This is a genomic window from Pseudoalteromonas agarivorans, from assembly GCF_024518735.1.
Classification (GTDB): Bacteria; Pseudomonadota; Gammaproteobacteria; order Enterobacterales; family Alteromonadaceae; genus Pseudoalteromonas; species Pseudoalteromonas atlantica.
The window spans coordinates 330,153-345,629 of record NZ_JANIGJ010000002.1 but is presented as its reverse complement, the minus strand read 5'-3'; the positions used below and the strand labels follow the sequence as shown (position 1 = coordinate 345,629).

The 15,477-nt window shown below is 40.0% G+C and carries 15 protein-coding genes; 8 read left to right on the top strand and 7 right to left on the bottom strand.

The window, feature by feature from the left end; genetic code table 11:
• Positions 1 to 37: 37 nt before the first annotated feature.
• Positions 38 to 1,525, top strand: coding sequence for a dipeptidase (locus NQT65_RS05945; protein WP_256850703.1), 1,488 nt, complete (start codon positions 38 to 40; stop codon positions 1,523 to 1,525).
• Between the two features lie 74 nt (positions 1,526 to 1,599).
• Here NQT65_RS05945 and NQT65_RS05940 read toward each other — a convergent pair whose 3' ends face one another.
• A complete protein-coding gene (locus tag NQT65_RS05940; protein ID WP_256850702.1) occupies positions 1,600 to 2,385 on the bottom strand; it encodes a putative porin in 786 nt (261 codons plus the stop codon).
• Between the two features lie 238 nt (positions 2,386 to 2,623).
• On the opposite strand from NQT65_RS05940, the gene NQT65_RS05935 reads away from it, so the two are divergent.
• Positions 2,624 to 2,812: a 2TM domain-containing protein gene (locus NQT65_RS05935; protein WP_004587412.1), complete on the top strand. Its 189-nt coding sequence runs from the start codon at positions 2,624 to 2,626 to the stop codon at positions 2,810 to 2,812.
• 58 nt (positions 2,813 to 2,870) lie between these two features.
• Here the strand turns inward: NQT65_RS05935 and NQT65_RS05930 are convergent, their stop codons facing one another.
• The 3 genes from NQT65_RS05930 to NQT65_RS05920 all read right to left on the bottom strand — a co-directional run bounded on the left by NQT65_RS05930 (position 2,871) and on the right by NQT65_RS05920 (position 5,097).
• Positions 2,871 to 3,308, bottom strand: coding sequence for an OsmC family protein (locus tag NQT65_RS05930; protein WP_248451091.1), 438 nt, complete (start codon positions 3,306 to 3,308; stop codon positions 2,871 to 2,873).
• A gap of 147 nt (positions 3,309 to 3,455) precedes the next feature.
• Positions 3,456 to 3,593, bottom strand: coding sequence for a DUF2256 domain-containing protein (locus tag NQT65_RS05925; protein ID WP_138685513.1), 138 nt, complete (start codon positions 3,591 to 3,593; stop codon positions 3,456 to 3,458).
• A 1-nt stretch (position 3,594) separates the two neighbouring features.
• Positions 3,595 to 5,097 carry a cryptochrome/deoxyribodipyrimidine photo-lyase family protein gene (locus tag NQT65_RS05920; protein ID WP_256850701.1) on the bottom strand — a complete coding sequence of 501 codons (1,503 nt, stop codon included), beginning with the start codon at positions 5,095 to 5,097 and terminating at the stop codon, positions 3,595 to 3,597.
• Between the two features lie 84 nt (positions 5,098 to 5,181).
• On the opposite strand from NQT65_RS05920, the gene NQT65_RS05915 reads away from it, so the two are divergent.
• From NQT65_RS05915 to NQT65_RS05900, 4 genes are all read left to right on the top strand, one after another.
• Positions 5,182 to 5,790, top strand: a complete 609-nt coding sequence (locus tag NQT65_RS05915; protein WP_256850700.1) for a flavin reductase family protein — start codon at positions 5,182 to 5,184, stop codon at positions 5,788 to 5,790.
• 71 nt (positions 5,791 to 5,861) lie between these two features.
• Positions 5,862 to 7,790: a S9 family peptidase gene (locus tag NQT65_RS05910; protein ID WP_256850699.1), complete on the top strand. Its 1,929-nt coding sequence runs from the start codon at positions 5,862 to 5,864 to the stop codon at positions 7,788 to 7,790.
• A 262-nt stretch (positions 7,791 to 8,052) separates the two neighbouring features.
• Positions 8,053 to 9,507 carry an ATP-binding protein gene (locus NQT65_RS05905; protein WP_256850698.1) on the top strand — a complete coding sequence of 485 codons (1,455 nt, stop codon included), beginning with the start codon at positions 8,053 to 8,055 and terminating at the stop codon, positions 9,505 to 9,507.
• 9 nt (positions 9,508 to 9,516) lie between these two features.
• Positions 9,517 to 10,191: a response regulator gene (locus NQT65_RS05900; RefSeq protein WP_029773415.1), complete on the top strand. Its 675-nt coding sequence runs from the start codon at positions 9,517 to 9,519 to the stop codon at positions 10,189 to 10,191.
• An 18-nt stretch (positions 10,192 to 10,209) separates the two neighbouring features.
• Here NQT65_RS05900 and NQT65_RS05895 read toward each other — a convergent pair whose 3' ends face one another.
• The gene (locus NQT65_RS05895) at positions 10,210 to 11,064 is read right to left on the bottom strand and encodes a PA4780 family RIO1-like protein kinase (RefSeq protein ID WP_126006284.1); all 855 of its coding nucleotides are present in this window, start codon (positions 11,062 to 11,064) and stop codon (positions 10,210 to 10,212) included.
• A gap of 254 nt (positions 11,065 to 11,318) precedes the next feature.
• On the opposite strand from NQT65_RS05895, the gene NQT65_RS05890 reads away from it, so the two are divergent.
• Complete coding sequence (locus NQT65_RS05890) at positions 11,319 to 11,594, top strand: EF-hand domain-containing protein (RefSeq protein WP_256850697.1); 276 nt, start codon at positions 11,319 to 11,321, stop codon at positions 11,592 to 11,594.
• 11 nt (positions 11,595 to 11,605) lie between these two features.
• Entirely contained in the window at positions 11,606 to 12,058 is a 453-nt protein-coding gene (locus NQT65_RS05885; RefSeq protein ID WP_256850696.1) for a hypothetical protein, read from the top strand.
• A gap of 128 nt (positions 12,059 to 12,186) precedes the next feature.
• On the opposite strand, the gene NQT65_RS05880 is transcribed toward NQT65_RS05885, so the two are convergent.
• Positions 12,187 to 13,488, bottom strand: a complete 1,302-nt coding sequence (locus tag NQT65_RS05880; protein ID WP_055252985.1) for an MFS transporter — start codon at positions 13,486 to 13,488, stop codon at positions 12,187 to 12,189.
• Positions 13,489 to 13,492: 4 nt separating this feature from the next.
• Entirely contained in the window at positions 13,493 to 15,433 is a 1,941-nt protein-coding gene (locus tag NQT65_RS05875; RefSeq protein WP_256850695.1) for a putative bifunctional diguanylate cyclase/phosphodiesterase, read from the bottom strand.
• Positions 15,434 to 15,477 lie beyond the last annotated feature (44 nt).

The following is a 15,477-nucleotide window of genomic DNA, read 5'->3' as shown; positions in this document are numbered from 1 at the left end:
CGCATTGGTAGTAATAATTCATACAAAAGGATACGTTTTGAAAAAGTTAGCTTTGCTTTGCAGTGCTTTATTTGCTTTTAGCGCACATGCACAATTACATACAAATATTGATAGTGTTGCCGATTACGCTGTTAATACTTATCAACAATCACAAATTCACACGTTAACTAATTTAGTGGCTTTTCCTACGGTAAATAAAGAGTCGATACCCGCGCCACAAAATCCTGACTTTATTAATTTTAAATCTGTATTAAAAATGAAAGCTGCAGAGCTTGGGTTTGATTACCAAGACCTAGGCTACACCGTGCTTATAGGCATGGGAGATCAAAGCGAAAAGGTTACCGTTGTAACCCACGGAGACGTACAGCCAGCCAATGCCAGTAAGTGGAAACAAAGCCCATTTATTATTGATACCTCAGAGCCTGGCAAATTAGTCGGGCGCGGCACAGAAGACGACAAAGGCGCAATAGCCACCGCACTATACGCCATGAAAGCGATTAAAGATAAAGGCATAGAGCTTAATAACCGCATAGAGCTGATGATTTACCTAGCCGAGGAGTCAGATTGGGGCCCGCTTACTGAATTTATGAAAACCTACGAGCAGCCAAAATACGCCGTAACCATTGATGCATCATACCCAGTTGTAGTAGCCGAGAAAGGCTGGAGCTTAATTGCTCCTACCTTTAATGCTACCTCAAAACAAACCGGTATGTATGTGAGTGATTTAGCGGGCGGCGCGTTTAAAAGCCAAATACCAGAAGATGCAAGCTTAGTGCTGCATAACGCAAGCGCTGTAGTTATTAACTCATTAAAAGCTAAAGCTAAAACACTTAGTGAAGTTGAGTTTAACTTTGAAGAGCAAGGTGAAGGCTTAAAAATAACTGTAAAAGGGGTGTCTGCGCACTCATCAGAGCCAGAGTCGGGCGTTAATGCTATTGCACACCTGAGCGAGCTATTTAAAGACGTCGCACTTGAAAATAATAGCGATGGCCAGCTTATAAAATTTGTAAATCAATTAATTGGCTTAGATATTCATGGTAAGCAATTTGGTAATATTGCCTACAAGCATGAATTCATGGGCCCAATGAGCGTAGCCCCTACCGTAATTGAACGCGATGGTAGTGCACTAACGTTAGCCATTAACGCGCGCCGCCCAGTTGGTAAAGATGAAAACCTACTTAAAGCGCAAATAAACAGTGCGATTAAGGAATGGGAAACGGTAAATAACGTAACGCTTACTAAAGTCGAGACCATTATTGGTACACCCATGCTGTTAGATAACGCGCCGCACGCACAAAAGCTGCTTGATATTTTTAAACATTTTACAGGTGACGAACAAGCTGACTTTGTATCAATTGGCGGAGGCACTAACGCAAAATTATTTGATAATGCCGTATCGTTTGGCCCTTCAATGCCAGGCAAACGTTATACCGGCCACTCAGAGCATGAATTTATTACGCTTGAGCAATTAGCGCTTAATTTACGTATGTATACCGCAATGATGATAGAGCTAGGTAATATGTAAGTTATAGCTGTTTTAATATAAAAGCCGCCTTATTTAGCTGAAGTGACTCCAGCAAGGCGGCTTTTTTGTATTTACTAAAACTGAGCTACAAAACTGAGATTGTATATATCGTAGTCATCGTTATCGGTGTAATTAGCGCTAAAATAGTAGTTATCGTTAATAAAGTATTTACCTTCAACAACTAAATCTGAGTCGTATAAACCAACGCCTACTGCAACATGCTTATTAAAGTAATAATTTGCCAACACATTAAAAATTGAATCATCGCCAGCATCGAGATAGTCAGCATTTATAGTAAAGTAGCGTTCATCGTAAAGGTGAGCAAAGTAACGTGATGATAAGTCCCACGACTCTATTTCATCATCCGTCTCAACAGTAAAACCAATGTAGTCGGTGTCATTAATTTGGTGATTATATTGCGCTTTAAACAAATAAACTGTGTCACCATATTCGTAATCTACCATACGTGCAGATACTTTTAACGAATCAGCAAATAAGTAACCTATGCCAAGTGAATAGGTATCAGTATCGCCAATATTAGGCAGCTCTATGGTTGCAAAAGCATTACCGTAAAAGCCTTCTCCAAAAAAACCTTTTCTACTATAACCATCAGAATTGAAGTAATTTAAGCCTATATTACTATCTGTATCTAGGTAGCCATAATCATCCCACACTCCCGAGCTTTGTTGCTCTTCAAAGTAATAATGCGTAGATAATCCGTACACATTATCGCTGTAATAGCGTGAATCTATTTTTGCGTAGTTAATTGTATTAAACCATTGCTTTGACGCTGATTGTTCAGCATTTACTGATGCTGTACAGCTAAGTGCAAGCAAAGAGAGTGGTATTAAGTAGCGCATAAGTATCCTTTCTTATAATTAAATAGGTGTATCTAGAAAAGGTATTATATTAGATACTCTTTAAAATACATTTAAAAAATTGTAAGTAACTATATGTTTGTATAAGTATTTGTAGAGATGCGCTTGAAGGGGCTGCTATAAATTGATGACTAATGTCATATTAACTAATGACAAATAACACCTCCAAAGCTTAAAAATTAAGGCAATAATAACCTTACATTTTAAGAGGAGAGCAAACATGAATACACCAGCATTTTTTGATAATTTAAAACGTTACTTTGTGGCTTTGGTATTTTTGACCGCGATAAACTTAATTACATCGCCAAATTATTTATGGGTAGTATGGCCTGCTTTAGGGATGGGCATTGCATTGCTAAATGAGTTGTTAAACTCAAATAACTCAAAAAGGGTTAGGGATGAGTGTTAAGCCAAGTAACAGGTTACCTGGCTTAACGCGAAAAACCGTAAGGTTTAAAAATTACGTTTTATGCGGTTGAGTCGAGCGTTGCGTTTAGGGAGATTTCGGTATTAAGTAGCTTTGAAATAGGGCAGCCTTTTTTAGTTTGCTCACACAATGCCTGAAATTGCTCGTTAGCAATATCTTTAATACGTGCGTTTACTTCAAGCGCTATATGGGTGACTGCAAAGCCGTCATCAACCTCATCAAGGCTTACGGTGGCTTTAGTATCAATTTTATCGGCTTTAAAACCGGCATCACCAAGTGCAAGCGAAAGCGCCATACTAAAGCAGGCACTGTGCGCAGCTCCCACTAATTCTTCTGGGTTAGAACCAGGCTCGTCTTCAAAGCGAGTATTAAAACCAAATGGTTGTTTATCAAGTGCGCCGCTTTGTGTAGAAATACTGCCTTTACCTGTTTTAATATCGCCTGACCAGGTTGAGTTTGCCGTTTTTTTAATCGTCATCATCTTCTCCTTGCGTTGCATGTAAGCTTTTCAGGCTGAGTAAGTGCTATTTACATAAAACACCTAAATACAGCCTTAAAAGCCGAGTTATTCATACCATTGCAAAATAGGCGCCAGCTCACGCATAGCATAAAGGATTAATACCTTTTAATTTTTATTACGTTTACAGCGCTCTGAGCAGTAAATAACGTTATCCCAATCGCGCTGCCACTTTTTACGCCACGCAAAAGGCTTGTTGCAAACAGGGCACATTTTTTGTGGTAAGTAACTTTTTTTATGTGCCATATTAATTACTTTTTGCGGTGTTTTTTTGTGTACGAGTAAGCCCTACATGCTTTTTTAATATGTTAGGAATTGCACATTTAACATCGGCGCGCTCGCGGTATTGCCATAAACGTTCGCGCGCTTGTTTGGAGGCTTGAGTTAAATCAAGCATGGGCTCGGGGTAGTCTTCACCAAGTTTAAAGTCGTTAAACAGCGCTTCCATTGGTGTTTGCTGCCAAGGCTCGTGTAAATATTCTATCGGCAGCTTTTCAAGTTCGGGGCACCATTTTTTAATAAAGGCGCCGGTTGGGTCTTGATCTTCAGATTGCTTAATTGGGTTGTAATGCCTAATGGTGTTAATACCCGTAACTGAGGCCTGCATTTGTATTTGTGGGTAATGAATGCCAGGTTCAAAGTCTAAAAAGTAATTTGCCAAAGGTAAGCTTGCCTGCTGCCAGCTTATATTTAAATGATGCGTTACAAAGCTAACCAACATAGCGCGCATTCTAAAATTAATATAGCCCGTGGTTTTTAAGCAGCGCATACAGGCATCAATAATAGGTATACCCGTTTGGCCTTGTGCCCAGCGCTCAATATCGTGTTGTACGTTGTCATCGTTTCTATATGGGAACTGATGATACCCCGCATTGAGCGCTTTAAATTCCATCGTACTCTCACTTTCAAACTTTTGCATAAAATGGCAGTGCCAATGCAAACGCGATACAAATACAGCAAGCGGGCGCTTCCATCCTTTTTTGCTTGGGTGTTTTGCATGGTATGCATCAATAGCCATTTGATAAACCTGTTTAAGGCTAATATTACCCCACGCTAAATAAGGCGAAAGCCTAGAGCAATGAATACGGCTTAAGCTGGGGCTAGATATGCCTTTTTGATATCCCTTACCGCGCTCAGCAAAAAAGCTTTGCAATATTGTGTGCGCAGTTAAAGGCCCACCTACTTGAAAGTTGTCATCATTTTGCGTGTAGCTGTCGGGTAATTTAGGGGGTTGGTAGTTATTAAGTGTAATGGTTTTTATGTTTTTCCAATTAGGAATAGCAATAGGGGCCTGCATTGTTTGTTGCCAGCGTGCGTTCCAATCTTTACGGTTTTTTTTGCCACGAATAACGCCGCCCGTTTGTGACTCAAACCAGTTAACTTTGTTAGCTTTACACCATATAGCCACGGCTTTATCGCGTTCAAAGGTATTGTTTAAGCCAATTTCTTGATGGCTAAATATGTTTGCTATTTGGTATGTTTGATTAAGCGTGTTTAACAGTGTCAGCATGTTTTGGTTAAAAATATACAGCGTTGCTTTATAGCGAGTTAGCTGCTGATTTATTTCGCCTATTGATTGATAAACAAAACGCCAATGGCGCGCATTATAATGTGCATCCTCAAGCATTAGTGGCTCAAAGTTGTATAGCAGTAACGTGGGTAAATCATCACTAAATGCATTTTTAAGTGGTTGATGGTCGCTAAGGCGTAAATCGCGTTTAAACCACACTATGTTTATTTTTTCGCGCATATTTAAAAAAGTGGCTGCAGTTATGAAATACTGTACGCAATACAGCGCTTTTACGATTTGCAGTACGACGTATAAAGGAAAATTATGTTTTTAGATTTAACGCAAAGCACGCAGCACAATGTTTACTCGTATTTAGTTGGGGGTATTAGCCCGCGTCCTATTGCTTGGGTAAGCACACTTAGTAAGGAGGGGGTTGCTAATATTGCCCCGTACTCTTTTTTTACAGTGGCCAGCTGTAACCCGCCAGTGCTGAGCGTGACCCAAGTAAACCCACGCGACAAAGCCAATAAAGACACGCTTTTAAACCTTCAAGCCACTAACAACTGCGTGGTTAATATTGTTAGTGAAGAGCTAGTAGAAAAAATGAATCAAAGCTGCGCTAATTATCCACATAATGTGAGTGAATTTGAGGCGGAAAATATTGAAACAATCGCCAGTACACACGTAACATCCCCAGGCGCCGCAGCGGCTAAAGTAAGATACGAGTGCACCTTAAGAGACGTTATTCAGATAAGCGACGAACCAGGTGGCGGCAAAGTTATGCTACTCAACGTGGTGGGAATTTATATTGACGATAACGTGTTAGTGAATGGCTATATAGACCCCACGCGATTAAACAGCGTAGGTAAAATGGGTGGAGACTACTTTAGCTCTACTAAAGATAAATTTGTACTAAAGCGGCCACAATTGTAAAATAACAGATTAACTTTATACACTTACTGTTAACTCATTAAGCGTTACTTATAAAAACAAATGGATATTGAATGTCTAAACTTTACCTCACTTTAGTATTTGCCCTACTTAGTTTTAGCTGCCTATCAGCCTCTGATAAAAAGCTACCCATAGAAGCGTTTGCAGGCTTAAAAAGCATAAGCCAAGTTAAGCTCTCACCAGATGGAAATAACATTGCGTATGTTAGGAACCTTGATGGCGATTTAGTTTTAATGGTGCAAAGCCTTACAACAGGCAAGGGCAAGCCGATTATTAAATCTGATAACCACACTGTATTTTTTGACTGGTTTAGTTGGGCAAATAATGATGTGTTGTTATTGGGCGCACGATACATTAAATATCAATTTGGTGGGGTTAAGTATGCGTCTACATTAATGTATTCGTATAATCTAAATGATGATAAAGGAATAAAACTGGCGTTTAGAGCAAACAACACGCGTGATGAAAAGCAGCCTCAGTTTTCTGACCGAATTATTAGCTTTTTACCGGAGCAAGAAAATAAAATACTCGTGCAGGGCGATTTTAAAATAGCCAATACCCCAGCTGTGTATGAACTTGACCTAACCACTTTACGCAAAAAACAAATACAACGTGCTCGTGCAGATGTAACCAGTTGGTTTGCTGATAGACAAGGCAAGGTTCGTATTGCTAAAAAAATGGATGAAACACAATTTACTTACGAGCTGTACAATGAGCAAAATGAGTCGTGGCAAACACTATTTAGCTACGAAGTATTTAGTGAGCAAAGCATTTCGATACTTGGCTTTGATAAAGATCCTAACTTTTTATACATCACTGCGCTCCATGAAGGGCGTGATGCATTATTTAAGCTTAATCTAACAACTAACAAACGTGAGCTCATTTTTAGCGACGACAAGTATGATGTCGATGGCGATATTTTTTACTCACGTAAAACTGGCGAAGTGGCAGGCTTTACACATTCGCATTTAGAAGATGGTATTGCGTATTGGGATGAAGACTTAGACAAGCTACATCGCTCTTTACGAGCATCACTACCTAAAGATTCATTTGAAATGGATATTGTTAGCACCAGCGACGATCAGCAAAAATATGTACTTTATGTCAGCTCAGATAAAACATCAGGCGCCTATATGTTAGGTGACAGAAAGCGAGGTGATTTAACATTTTTTGCAGACGTTTACCCACACATTAACGAAAGCGTATACGCCGGTAAAGAACACATTAGCTATAAAGCACGTGACGGGCTTATTATAGAAGGCTACTTAACGCTGCCTGTTGGCTATGAGAAAGGCGATAAGTTACCCACTATTATATTTCCACATGGTGGGCCTATGGCGCGCGACTATGCAGGCTTTGACTATTGGACGGCGCTACTGGCATATAATGGTTATGCCGTGTTGCAGCCTAACTTTCGTGGCTCAAGTGGTTACGGTTATGACTTTTTAATGCAGTCGATTCAAGGTTTTGGTTTAGCCATGCAAGATGACTTACAAGATGGAGCTAACTGGTTAATAGACCAAGGGATTGCTCAGCCAGATAAAATTTGTATTGGTGGCGCAAGCTACGGTGGATACGCCGCCTTAATGGCTGTTATTAAACACCCTGAAACATTTAAATGTGCGGCAAGTTTTGCAGGGGTAACTGACCTTGAGCATATTGTGAGTAAAGCCCGACACTATACAAATAAAGACATAGTACGAAAACAGTTTGGAACAAATAGCGATAAGCTAGAGGCCAATTCGCCGGTCAATTTTGCTAAATCAATCAACAAGCCTGTTTTACTTGTGCATGGTAGCGACGACAGTGTTGTCCCTATTTACCATAGTAGAGAAATGGAAGATGAACTAGATGACGAAGATAAAGATGTTACTTACATTGAGCTAGAAGATGGCGATCATTACTTGTCTTATCAGCCGCATAGAATTAAAACGTTACAAGCGTTTCTCGATTTTTTTGATAAGCATTTAAAAAACGATTAATAACAAAGGCGACTTAGGTCGCCTTTTTTGAGCTTAATTTTTTATATAATGCACATTGTTTGCACTTTTACTTGTTAACGTTATACGTTGTTATTAAAGGCGCTATTTATAAGTCGCTATAATAGAACACGCAATTAATACAATTGTTATTACAGGCTATTCTTTAAAGTGCTTAGAGCTTTTAAAAATACGTTTTAGCAGTAAAAAAATACGCAATAAATAACAGCTCAAATGCTTTTAGAGTCAGGTTTATAAAAAATAAATGAAAATTCATAACAAACTTTTTTTAATATTATTTAGCTTCACCTTTAGCATTATTGCGGGGCTAGTTGTGCTTATTCAGTACAGTATTGGCCAAGGTATTATTGATTTTGTAAACGCCAAAGAAGTAAAAGCATTAGAGCCATTAGCGGTACAGCTGGCTAATAAATACGCGCAAACTCCCTCGTGGGATAAAATTATAGGTAACGATCAGCGCTTTTTAAGGTTGGTTGAATCGCAATTGCAATCAAGCCAGTTTTTACCTAGTTTACGCGATATGCCACAGCGCCCAGAAATTCGCGGTGAACGCAGACCCAGACCCCCACAGCATATGGCGCAACGAGATCGTCGCCCACCGCCCGAGCATGCCGCGCACTATGCACTACTGGATGAAAACCAGCAGCGTATTTTTGGTAAATTATTTGAGGATTTAAAGTACATTAAAACGCCCATAGAGCTTGAAGGTAAAACAATTGCTTACCTTGCTGTTTCAAAAAGAAAAAGCCTAGCAGATGGGTACGAGCTGGATTTTTTAAAGCAACAAACTAACTATTTATGGCTTATTGCGTTAACCGCAGGGCTACTTACCTTACTGTTGTCTTTTTTACTGGCAAGGCATTTAGTTGGCCCTGTAAAGCAAATTGCCAGTGGTATGCATAAGCTAACCAAAGGGCAGTACAGCACAAAGCTTTTATTAGATAGAAAAGACGAGCTGGGCCAGCTTAGTGAAGATTTTAACACCTTGGCCTTTACGCTCGCTAAAGATGAGCAAGTACGTAAACGCTGGTTAGCTAATATTTCTCATGAACTAAGAACGCCCATGAGCATTTTACTCGGTGAGCTCGAAGCTATGTTGCTTGGGATACGTGAACCAAACAATAAAAATATTAGTTCTGCTAACGATGAAGCGCTGCATTTAAAGCGCTTGATTGACGACCTACACATGTTAAACAGCGCAGAACTAGGCGGCATGCATTACACCATGCAACCTACCGACGTAGGCTTTTTACTTAACTCCATAGAGCAGAAGTATCACGTTATTTTTGAGCAGCACGCTATTAATTTTTACCTTCTTAATAGTGCTAACAACACCACAGTAAACGCAGATAAAACACGTATACTGCAATTACTAGATAATATCTTAATGAATGCGGTGCATTATGCCCAGTGCTCAACTATTTCTTTAAGTGCCAATAACGTAAATATTAAAGGCCAAGCCTATTTAGAGCTTATAATAGAGGACAACGGGATAGGCGTTGAGCAAGCGCATTTATCGCACTTGTTTGAATATTTATACCGTGTAGACAGCTCTCGCAATCGCCAAGAGGGTGGCTCTGGTTTAGGTTTGTCTATTTGTCAGCATATTGTTAAAGGTCATAATGGCGAAATATCAGCCGAAAAAGCCAGTATTGGCGGGCTTGGCATTGTTATTAAATTACCCTTATTAGTTCAGTAGAGGATAAATATGAGTGAGCAAATACTCATTGTTGAAGATGAAATAAAACTTGCCAATTTAATGAGCGACTTTTTAACAAGTCATCATTATCAAACGCACCTTATTCATCATGGTGATGAAGTACTTAGCTGGCTTGAAAGTAATAAGCCAAGTGTTATTTTATTAGATATTATGTTGCCAGGGCAAAGCGGTATAGAGCTGTGCAAAGCGATAAGAAAGTTCTCTAATGTGCCCATTATTATGGTTTCGGCAAAGGTGGAGGAGATTGACCGGTTACTCGGACTTGAACTGGGCGCCGATGACTACATTTGCAAACCGTTTAGTTATGCTGAGCTGGTGGCGCGAGTAAAAGCAATTTTAAGGCGTGTTAATACCACAAAAGAGCCGGTAAATAATGCCATGACACTGGATGAAAGTACTTACAGTGTAAATTATAAAAATAGCAGTATAGAACTAACTAATTTTGAATTTCAGCTATTTAAGCCCTTGTATTCAAACCCTAACAGAATCTATTCACGCGATAGCTTAATGGACACCATGTACGCAGACCAACGTATAGTTAGCCACCGTACTATAGACAGCCACATAAAAAAGTTACGTAAAAAGCTTGATGAAGTAACGCAAACCGACAGCGTTATTCAGTCGGTTTACGGTGTGGGCTATCGGTTTGTTCACCCTCAATAGCTAAACGTGAGCGCAGTTTTACTCATCGTCAGCGTTTTTAATACGCTCTAAACGGTCGAACTCTTCGTATTCGGCCGCTTGTATTTCATCGAGTACCGCATCTACATCTGCAGATTCATTACTGTCTTCAAATTCTCCGCTGAGCACAGTGTTTGGCGTTAAGCTGGCCTCTTCAAACAGTGCCCACATTTCTTTAGCGTAATGAGTGTTTAATAGGCTAGGTGCAAACTGCGCATAATAACGGCGTATGTTGTTTACATCGCGCGTAAACATTGCTTGCGCACTGTTATTGGCTGCGGCGTTTACAGCTTGTGGAAGGTCAATAATTACAGGCCCTTTACTATCAACAAGTACGTTAAATTCTGATAAGTCACCGTGGATAATACCAGCGCACAGCATTAATTTAATATAATGAACCATCATACTGTACTGCTCAATAGCGTCTTGATGTGTAAGGGTCACATGCCCTAACTGTGGAGCAACATCACCGTCTTCATCGCACACAAGCTCCATTAACAACACGCCATCAATACAGTAATAAGTATCAGGAACTCTGACGCCAGCGCGTGATAAACGTGAAAGCGCGTCTACTTCTGCATTTTGCCAAATTTCTTCTTCTAGTTGCCGCCCATAACTGGAGCGTTTACCCATGGCGCGGGCTTGGCGTCCGCCTCTTACTTTTCGGCCTTCTTGATACTGAGCTGCCTTTTTAAAGCTGCGTTTAACGGCATCTTTGTAGACTTTAGCACAGCGAATTTCGCCACCGCTGCGCACCACAAATACATCCGCTTCTTTACCGCTCATTAAGCGACTTATCACTTCATCAATTAGGCCATCATCAACGAGTGGCTGGAGGCGTTTAGGTATTTTCACTGCGATACAACTAGAAAAATTGGAAGATTAAACATGTATGTTAATAAGTCCTTAGTATGTTAGCTCTCAAAACAGGTGTTGAAAGTGGTTTTAAGTAATTAGTTATCACAATAACCGAAATACCGAATAAGGTAAAAATAACATGATAAAAATCGGATTTATTTTTATTTCCTTATTGTTTGCACAATGTTTGCGTTTTTTAAGCGTACTTTATATTCATACCCTTTATTAATATTTAACCCAAGGTGACCACGATGAAGCATTTTTCTACTTTTGCCGTTGCTGCATTATTATCAATGGCTTTTTCAGCCAATGTTGCAGCCAGAGGCGGTGATAACCCACCACCTAAACCTGACTTTTCAAGCATAGATGCAGATGGTGACGGTGTGATTAGCATTGCAGAATTTAGCGAAAGTGCGCCACCGCAAGGCGATGCGCAAACTATTTTTGACGAAATAGATGCCGATGGGAATGGCGAAATTAGCGAACAAGAATTAAGTGAACACAAGCCACCACGCCGCTCACGTTAAGGGAGAAAAATATGATCAACAGTATTGGTAGTTCAGCGAGTTTTATGACTCAACAATCTAGCCAAGTAAGCGCTTTAACTTCAGAGCAAACTGAGTTTGTTAAAGAAACACTTGCAGAATTTGATGCACAAAACCTAAGTACGGAAGATGCGCAAAGTATTCAAGCCGCATTTGAAGAGCAGGGGATCTCGCCTACAAAAGAGTTGGCTGATTTAATGAGCGAACTTGATTTTGACGCTAAAAGTATTGGCGATGCAGGACGCCCTGAAGGGCAGCGCCCGCCACCGCCGCCGCAAAACTCGCTAGAATCTGTTGATACTGACGAAGTGGTTAGCTACTTAGATGAGTTATTAACTGAGTATTCAAGCCAGCTATCTAATGAAGATAAAGAATCAATTCTTTCATCGGTACAAGAAAAATTTGGTTTAAGTGAAGGTGATTCACTGCTAAATGTAACTGCTTAGGTGTTATAACTTGAGGTAAAGCTGACTATTTATCCTTAGGTCTTAAGTCCAAAGCCCGGCAATTATTTTGTTGGGCTTTTTTATTATACTAATTCGCTTAATTGATTACGTATTATTGCGCATTGGTATTACTCTGCTTGAGGCAAAAAAATCGCGCTAATAGCACCTAACAAACCGAGCAGGCTATACAATAAAATAAGCTGTGCGGTTGATAAAAATGCTTCTAAAAGCCCTATACTGCCTAACATTAAAAGCAAAATGCCAATTACAGTATTACTAACCGACACGTAATCAGTGCGTTTATTGCCTTGTGCCATATCCACTAAATAGGTTTTACGCCCGAGCCGTACGCCTTGATGAGCAATGCAAAGCAAAAAATAAAAACCAGGTATTACCCAAGCATATTCAAACAGCTGGCTATACCATGTGGCTATTACAAACACGCTCACGCCGTTTATGGTGACAAGTAACGCACTGATCACAAGCACCTTTTGGCTAGAAAAATCGCTGAGTCTTCCCCATATTGGCCCAGAAATTAAACTTGCTAAGCCAGACACGGCTAAAAATACTGCCAATAATGAAAATTCAAACTGCTGAGAGCTTGCTAAAATAATATAAAAAGGCGCGCTTAGGGCTGAGCAAAGTAAAAAGGCGCGGGTAATTACAAAGTGTGCAAATTGTTTATCTTGATAAAGCAGCTTTAATTTACTTAGCGCATTTAAAAAGCCATTTTTACCGCCTTGTGTCGCCCCTTTGTATTCGTTTATGCGGCTATAAAAAAGTGCAGCAACAACCCACAAAACGGCGCCTAAACACAGCGCAATTAATACCGTATTTTGCTCTTTTTGCCCCGAAAAAAACCACATCATTAAACCAAAAGTGAGTGTTGCAAAGCCGGCAATACTTGCCGCCAGGCCACTTATATTGCCCCGCTTTTTTTTAGGAATAACTTTACCTAATACATCTTTAGCGGCAATAGAGTTAAACCCGCGGGCGAGGCTAAAGAGCACCAGCAGGGCTAAAATTGCATAGCCAGCCTGAGCGCCTTCTAGCACAAATGAAACACCAACCATAGCGCCAATACATACCGCTTGGGCAAATGCACCACAAACCCATACCCACTTTCTTACTGAGAGTTTACGGATAATATTGGCTATCGCTAATTGTGGTAATAAAGAGCCCGATTCTCTTATAGGCACCAGCCACGCTATAAACGCGCTTGGTACGTTTAAGCTTTGCATTAACCAAGGCAGAGTGACTTTAGGGTTGAGGAGGGCATCGGCAAATTTACTAAAAAGCTGACTTGTTAATAAAAGAATAAAGTTACCGGCCACTTCTTTGCAGTCATCTTCGTTTATGTCTTTACAGGCGCGTGCGTCTTCATCGTTGTTAAGGCGTTTATAGACTTGCTCTTTAGTGAGTTTTTTCATACTGCTAGCTACACAATTTGTTTTGCTCTTTGAGGTACGAATCTACAAAGTGTTGTTCCATAGGTTTAGAAAAGTAATAACCTTGTAGGTGAGACACGCCAATTTCTTTTAACATGTTGGCTTGCTCTAGGGTTTCTACACCTTCAGCGACTACTATAAAATCAAGTGTTGAGGCCATTTGCACAATCGCATGAATTATACTTAAGCCTCGCTTATCCATATTTTGAATGAAACTTTTATCTATTTTTACTATGTCTACACCAATATCTAACATGCTCGACAAGGATGAGTACCCAGTACCAAAGTCGTCAATAGAAATACAAAATCCTTGTTTTTGCAGCTCTTTTACTGCTGCTAAAAAGGTGAGCTTATCCTCAGCAAACACAGATTCAGTGATTTCAAGGTGCAGGTTTTCTGGCTTTACGCCGTATTGATCAACGATATTTACAACCTTAGTGACAAAATCAGGGTCTTGAAGTTGTATTACAGATACATTAACGCTCACAGCAATAGGGGGTTGTACGTTTTTAAACGTGCAAGCTTGCACACATGCTTGCTCAATCACCCATAAGCCAAGTTCGGTTATGAGGTTGTATTGCTCGGCAATGGCAATAAATTCATCAGGAAATATCGCTTCGTCATTTAACTGCCAGCGTAAAAGTGACTCAAACGAGGTCACCTTCGCTGTTTGGCTATCCACAATAGGCTGAAACACTAACCGCAAGCCGTTGTCTTTTATTGCACTTGCCAAGCGCTTGCTGAGCAATTGTTCACGCTCTTGTTGGCGCTTTAAGTCATTGTTGTAGATATTTACGCAGCCTTTGGCAATACGTTTTTGATGGTACATTGCTAAATCTGCTGAACGAATTAACGCGCTTAAATTACCCTCATGCTCAGGAAATAACGCTATGCCAATAGTGGCAGATACCCAGCTTTGGTATTTGTATCGTTCATGCTCGGCACGAATGCTTTTAATAACCTTTTTGGCAAAATCAAATAAGTCTTGTTCATCTTCATAGGTTGTTAAAATTAAAAATTCATCTCCGCCCCAGCGGCATTTGTATAAGTGGCGGGTGCAAACGTTAGTGAGTCGCTCGGCTATTTCTTTAAGTACTTGGTCGCCAACTTTATGACCCATAGAGTCATTAATTTGCTTAAAGCCATCTAGGTCTACAAAAAGTAAAGCGAGTTTTTCCTCGGGGTGATCTGCCAGTTGTTTATTTGCCACTTTTAAAAAAGCGGTGCGGTTTAACAAGCTTGTTAGCGGGTCAGTATTTGATAAACGGTAAATTTCTTCTGTGCGTGTTTCTACTTTACTTTCCATTTCGTTAAGTAGTTCGCGGTTTTGATTTCGTAATTTTATGGCCTTTTGGGTAAACGTGGCCGACTTATAAGAAGAGGCGACCATAATTGCCGAAAAAGTAATGCCTAAAAAACCTAATACATAGTGGTAATAGTCATCAGATAAGGTTAGTACTATAGAGTAAGGCATTAATAAAATAATGCTGTAACACACCGAGGTAAAGCGACTACCCGAGAGCAAATTGGCTGAGCCCCCAGCAAATGCCGACAAAATAGCTATTGTGGTGGTAATTTCAACGGTGGATGAGCTTTTATGAAACCACAGTGCGTAACATGACCACGAAATCGCGGTCGCTATACACCCCACCGAAAAGCGTTTTAAAAAGCTATTTGCATTAAAAGGCTGGTTAACTCCTTTGGTGTAGTTAAAGTAAATAACATCCATTAGCCTTGCTGCTAAAACAACCAGCATGAAAAAAAGCCAAATTATTTTTTCTTGATTTGTTCTCTCATCCGTTAGGTCAAATGCAAATACAAGTACAAAGCTAACTAACGCCGAAACACCAATGCCAGATAAAGCATTAGAATATAAAAGTTTTACGGCTTCTCTGCGTTCATCACTATTTAAATTTTTATATTGCACTCATTAAAGCCTTATGAAAAGTAATGCGGGTAAAGCAGGTTAGA

Excerpts from the sequence above, each read along its gene's own strand:
- NQT65_RS05940 (WP_256850702.1), bottom strand. The coding sequence starts at position 2,385 with ATGCGCTACTTAATACCACTCTCTTTGCTTGCACTTAGCTGTACAGCA.
- NQT65_RS05935 (WP_004587412.1), top strand. The coding sequence starts at position 2,624 with ATGAATACACCAGCATTTTTTGATAATTTAAAACGTTACTTTGTGGCT.
- NQT65_RS05930 (WP_248451091.1), bottom strand. The coding sequence starts at position 3,308 with ATGACGATTAAAAAAACGGCAAACTCAACCTGGTCAGGCGATATTAAA.
- NQT65_RS05925 (WP_138685513.1), bottom strand. The coding sequence starts at position 3,593 with ATGGCACATAAAAAAAGTTACTTACCACAAAAAATGTGCCCTGTTTGC.
- NQT65_RS05920 (WP_256850701.1), bottom strand. The coding sequence starts at position 5,097 with ATGCGCGAAAAAATAAACATAGTGTGGTTTAAACGCGATTTACGCCTT.
- NQT65_RS05915 (WP_256850700.1), top strand. The coding sequence starts at position 5,182 with ATGTTTTTAGATTTAACGCAAAGCACGCAGCACAATGTTTACTCGTAT.
- NQT65_RS05910 (WP_256850699.1), top strand. The coding sequence starts at position 5,862 with ATGTCTAAACTTTACCTCACTTTAGTATTTGCCCTACTTAGTTTTAGC.
- NQT65_RS05905 (WP_256850698.1), top strand. The coding sequence starts at position 8,053 with ATGAAAATTCATAACAAACTTTTTTTAATATTATTTAGCTTCACCTTT.
- NQT65_RS05900 (WP_029773415.1), top strand. The coding sequence starts at position 9,517 with ATGAGTGAGCAAATACTCATTGTTGAAGATGAAATAAAACTTGCCAAT.
- NQT65_RS05890 (WP_256850697.1), top strand. The coding sequence starts at position 11,319 with ATGAAGCATTTTTCTACTTTTGCCGTTGCTGCATTATTATCAATGGCT.
- NQT65_RS05885 (WP_256850696.1), top strand. The coding sequence starts at position 11,606 with ATGATCAACAGTATTGGTAGTTCAGCGAGTTTTATGACTCAACAATCT.
- NQT65_RS05880 (WP_055252985.1), bottom strand. The coding sequence starts at position 13,488 with ATGAAAAAACTCACTAAAGAGCAAGTCTATAAACGCCTTAACAACGAT.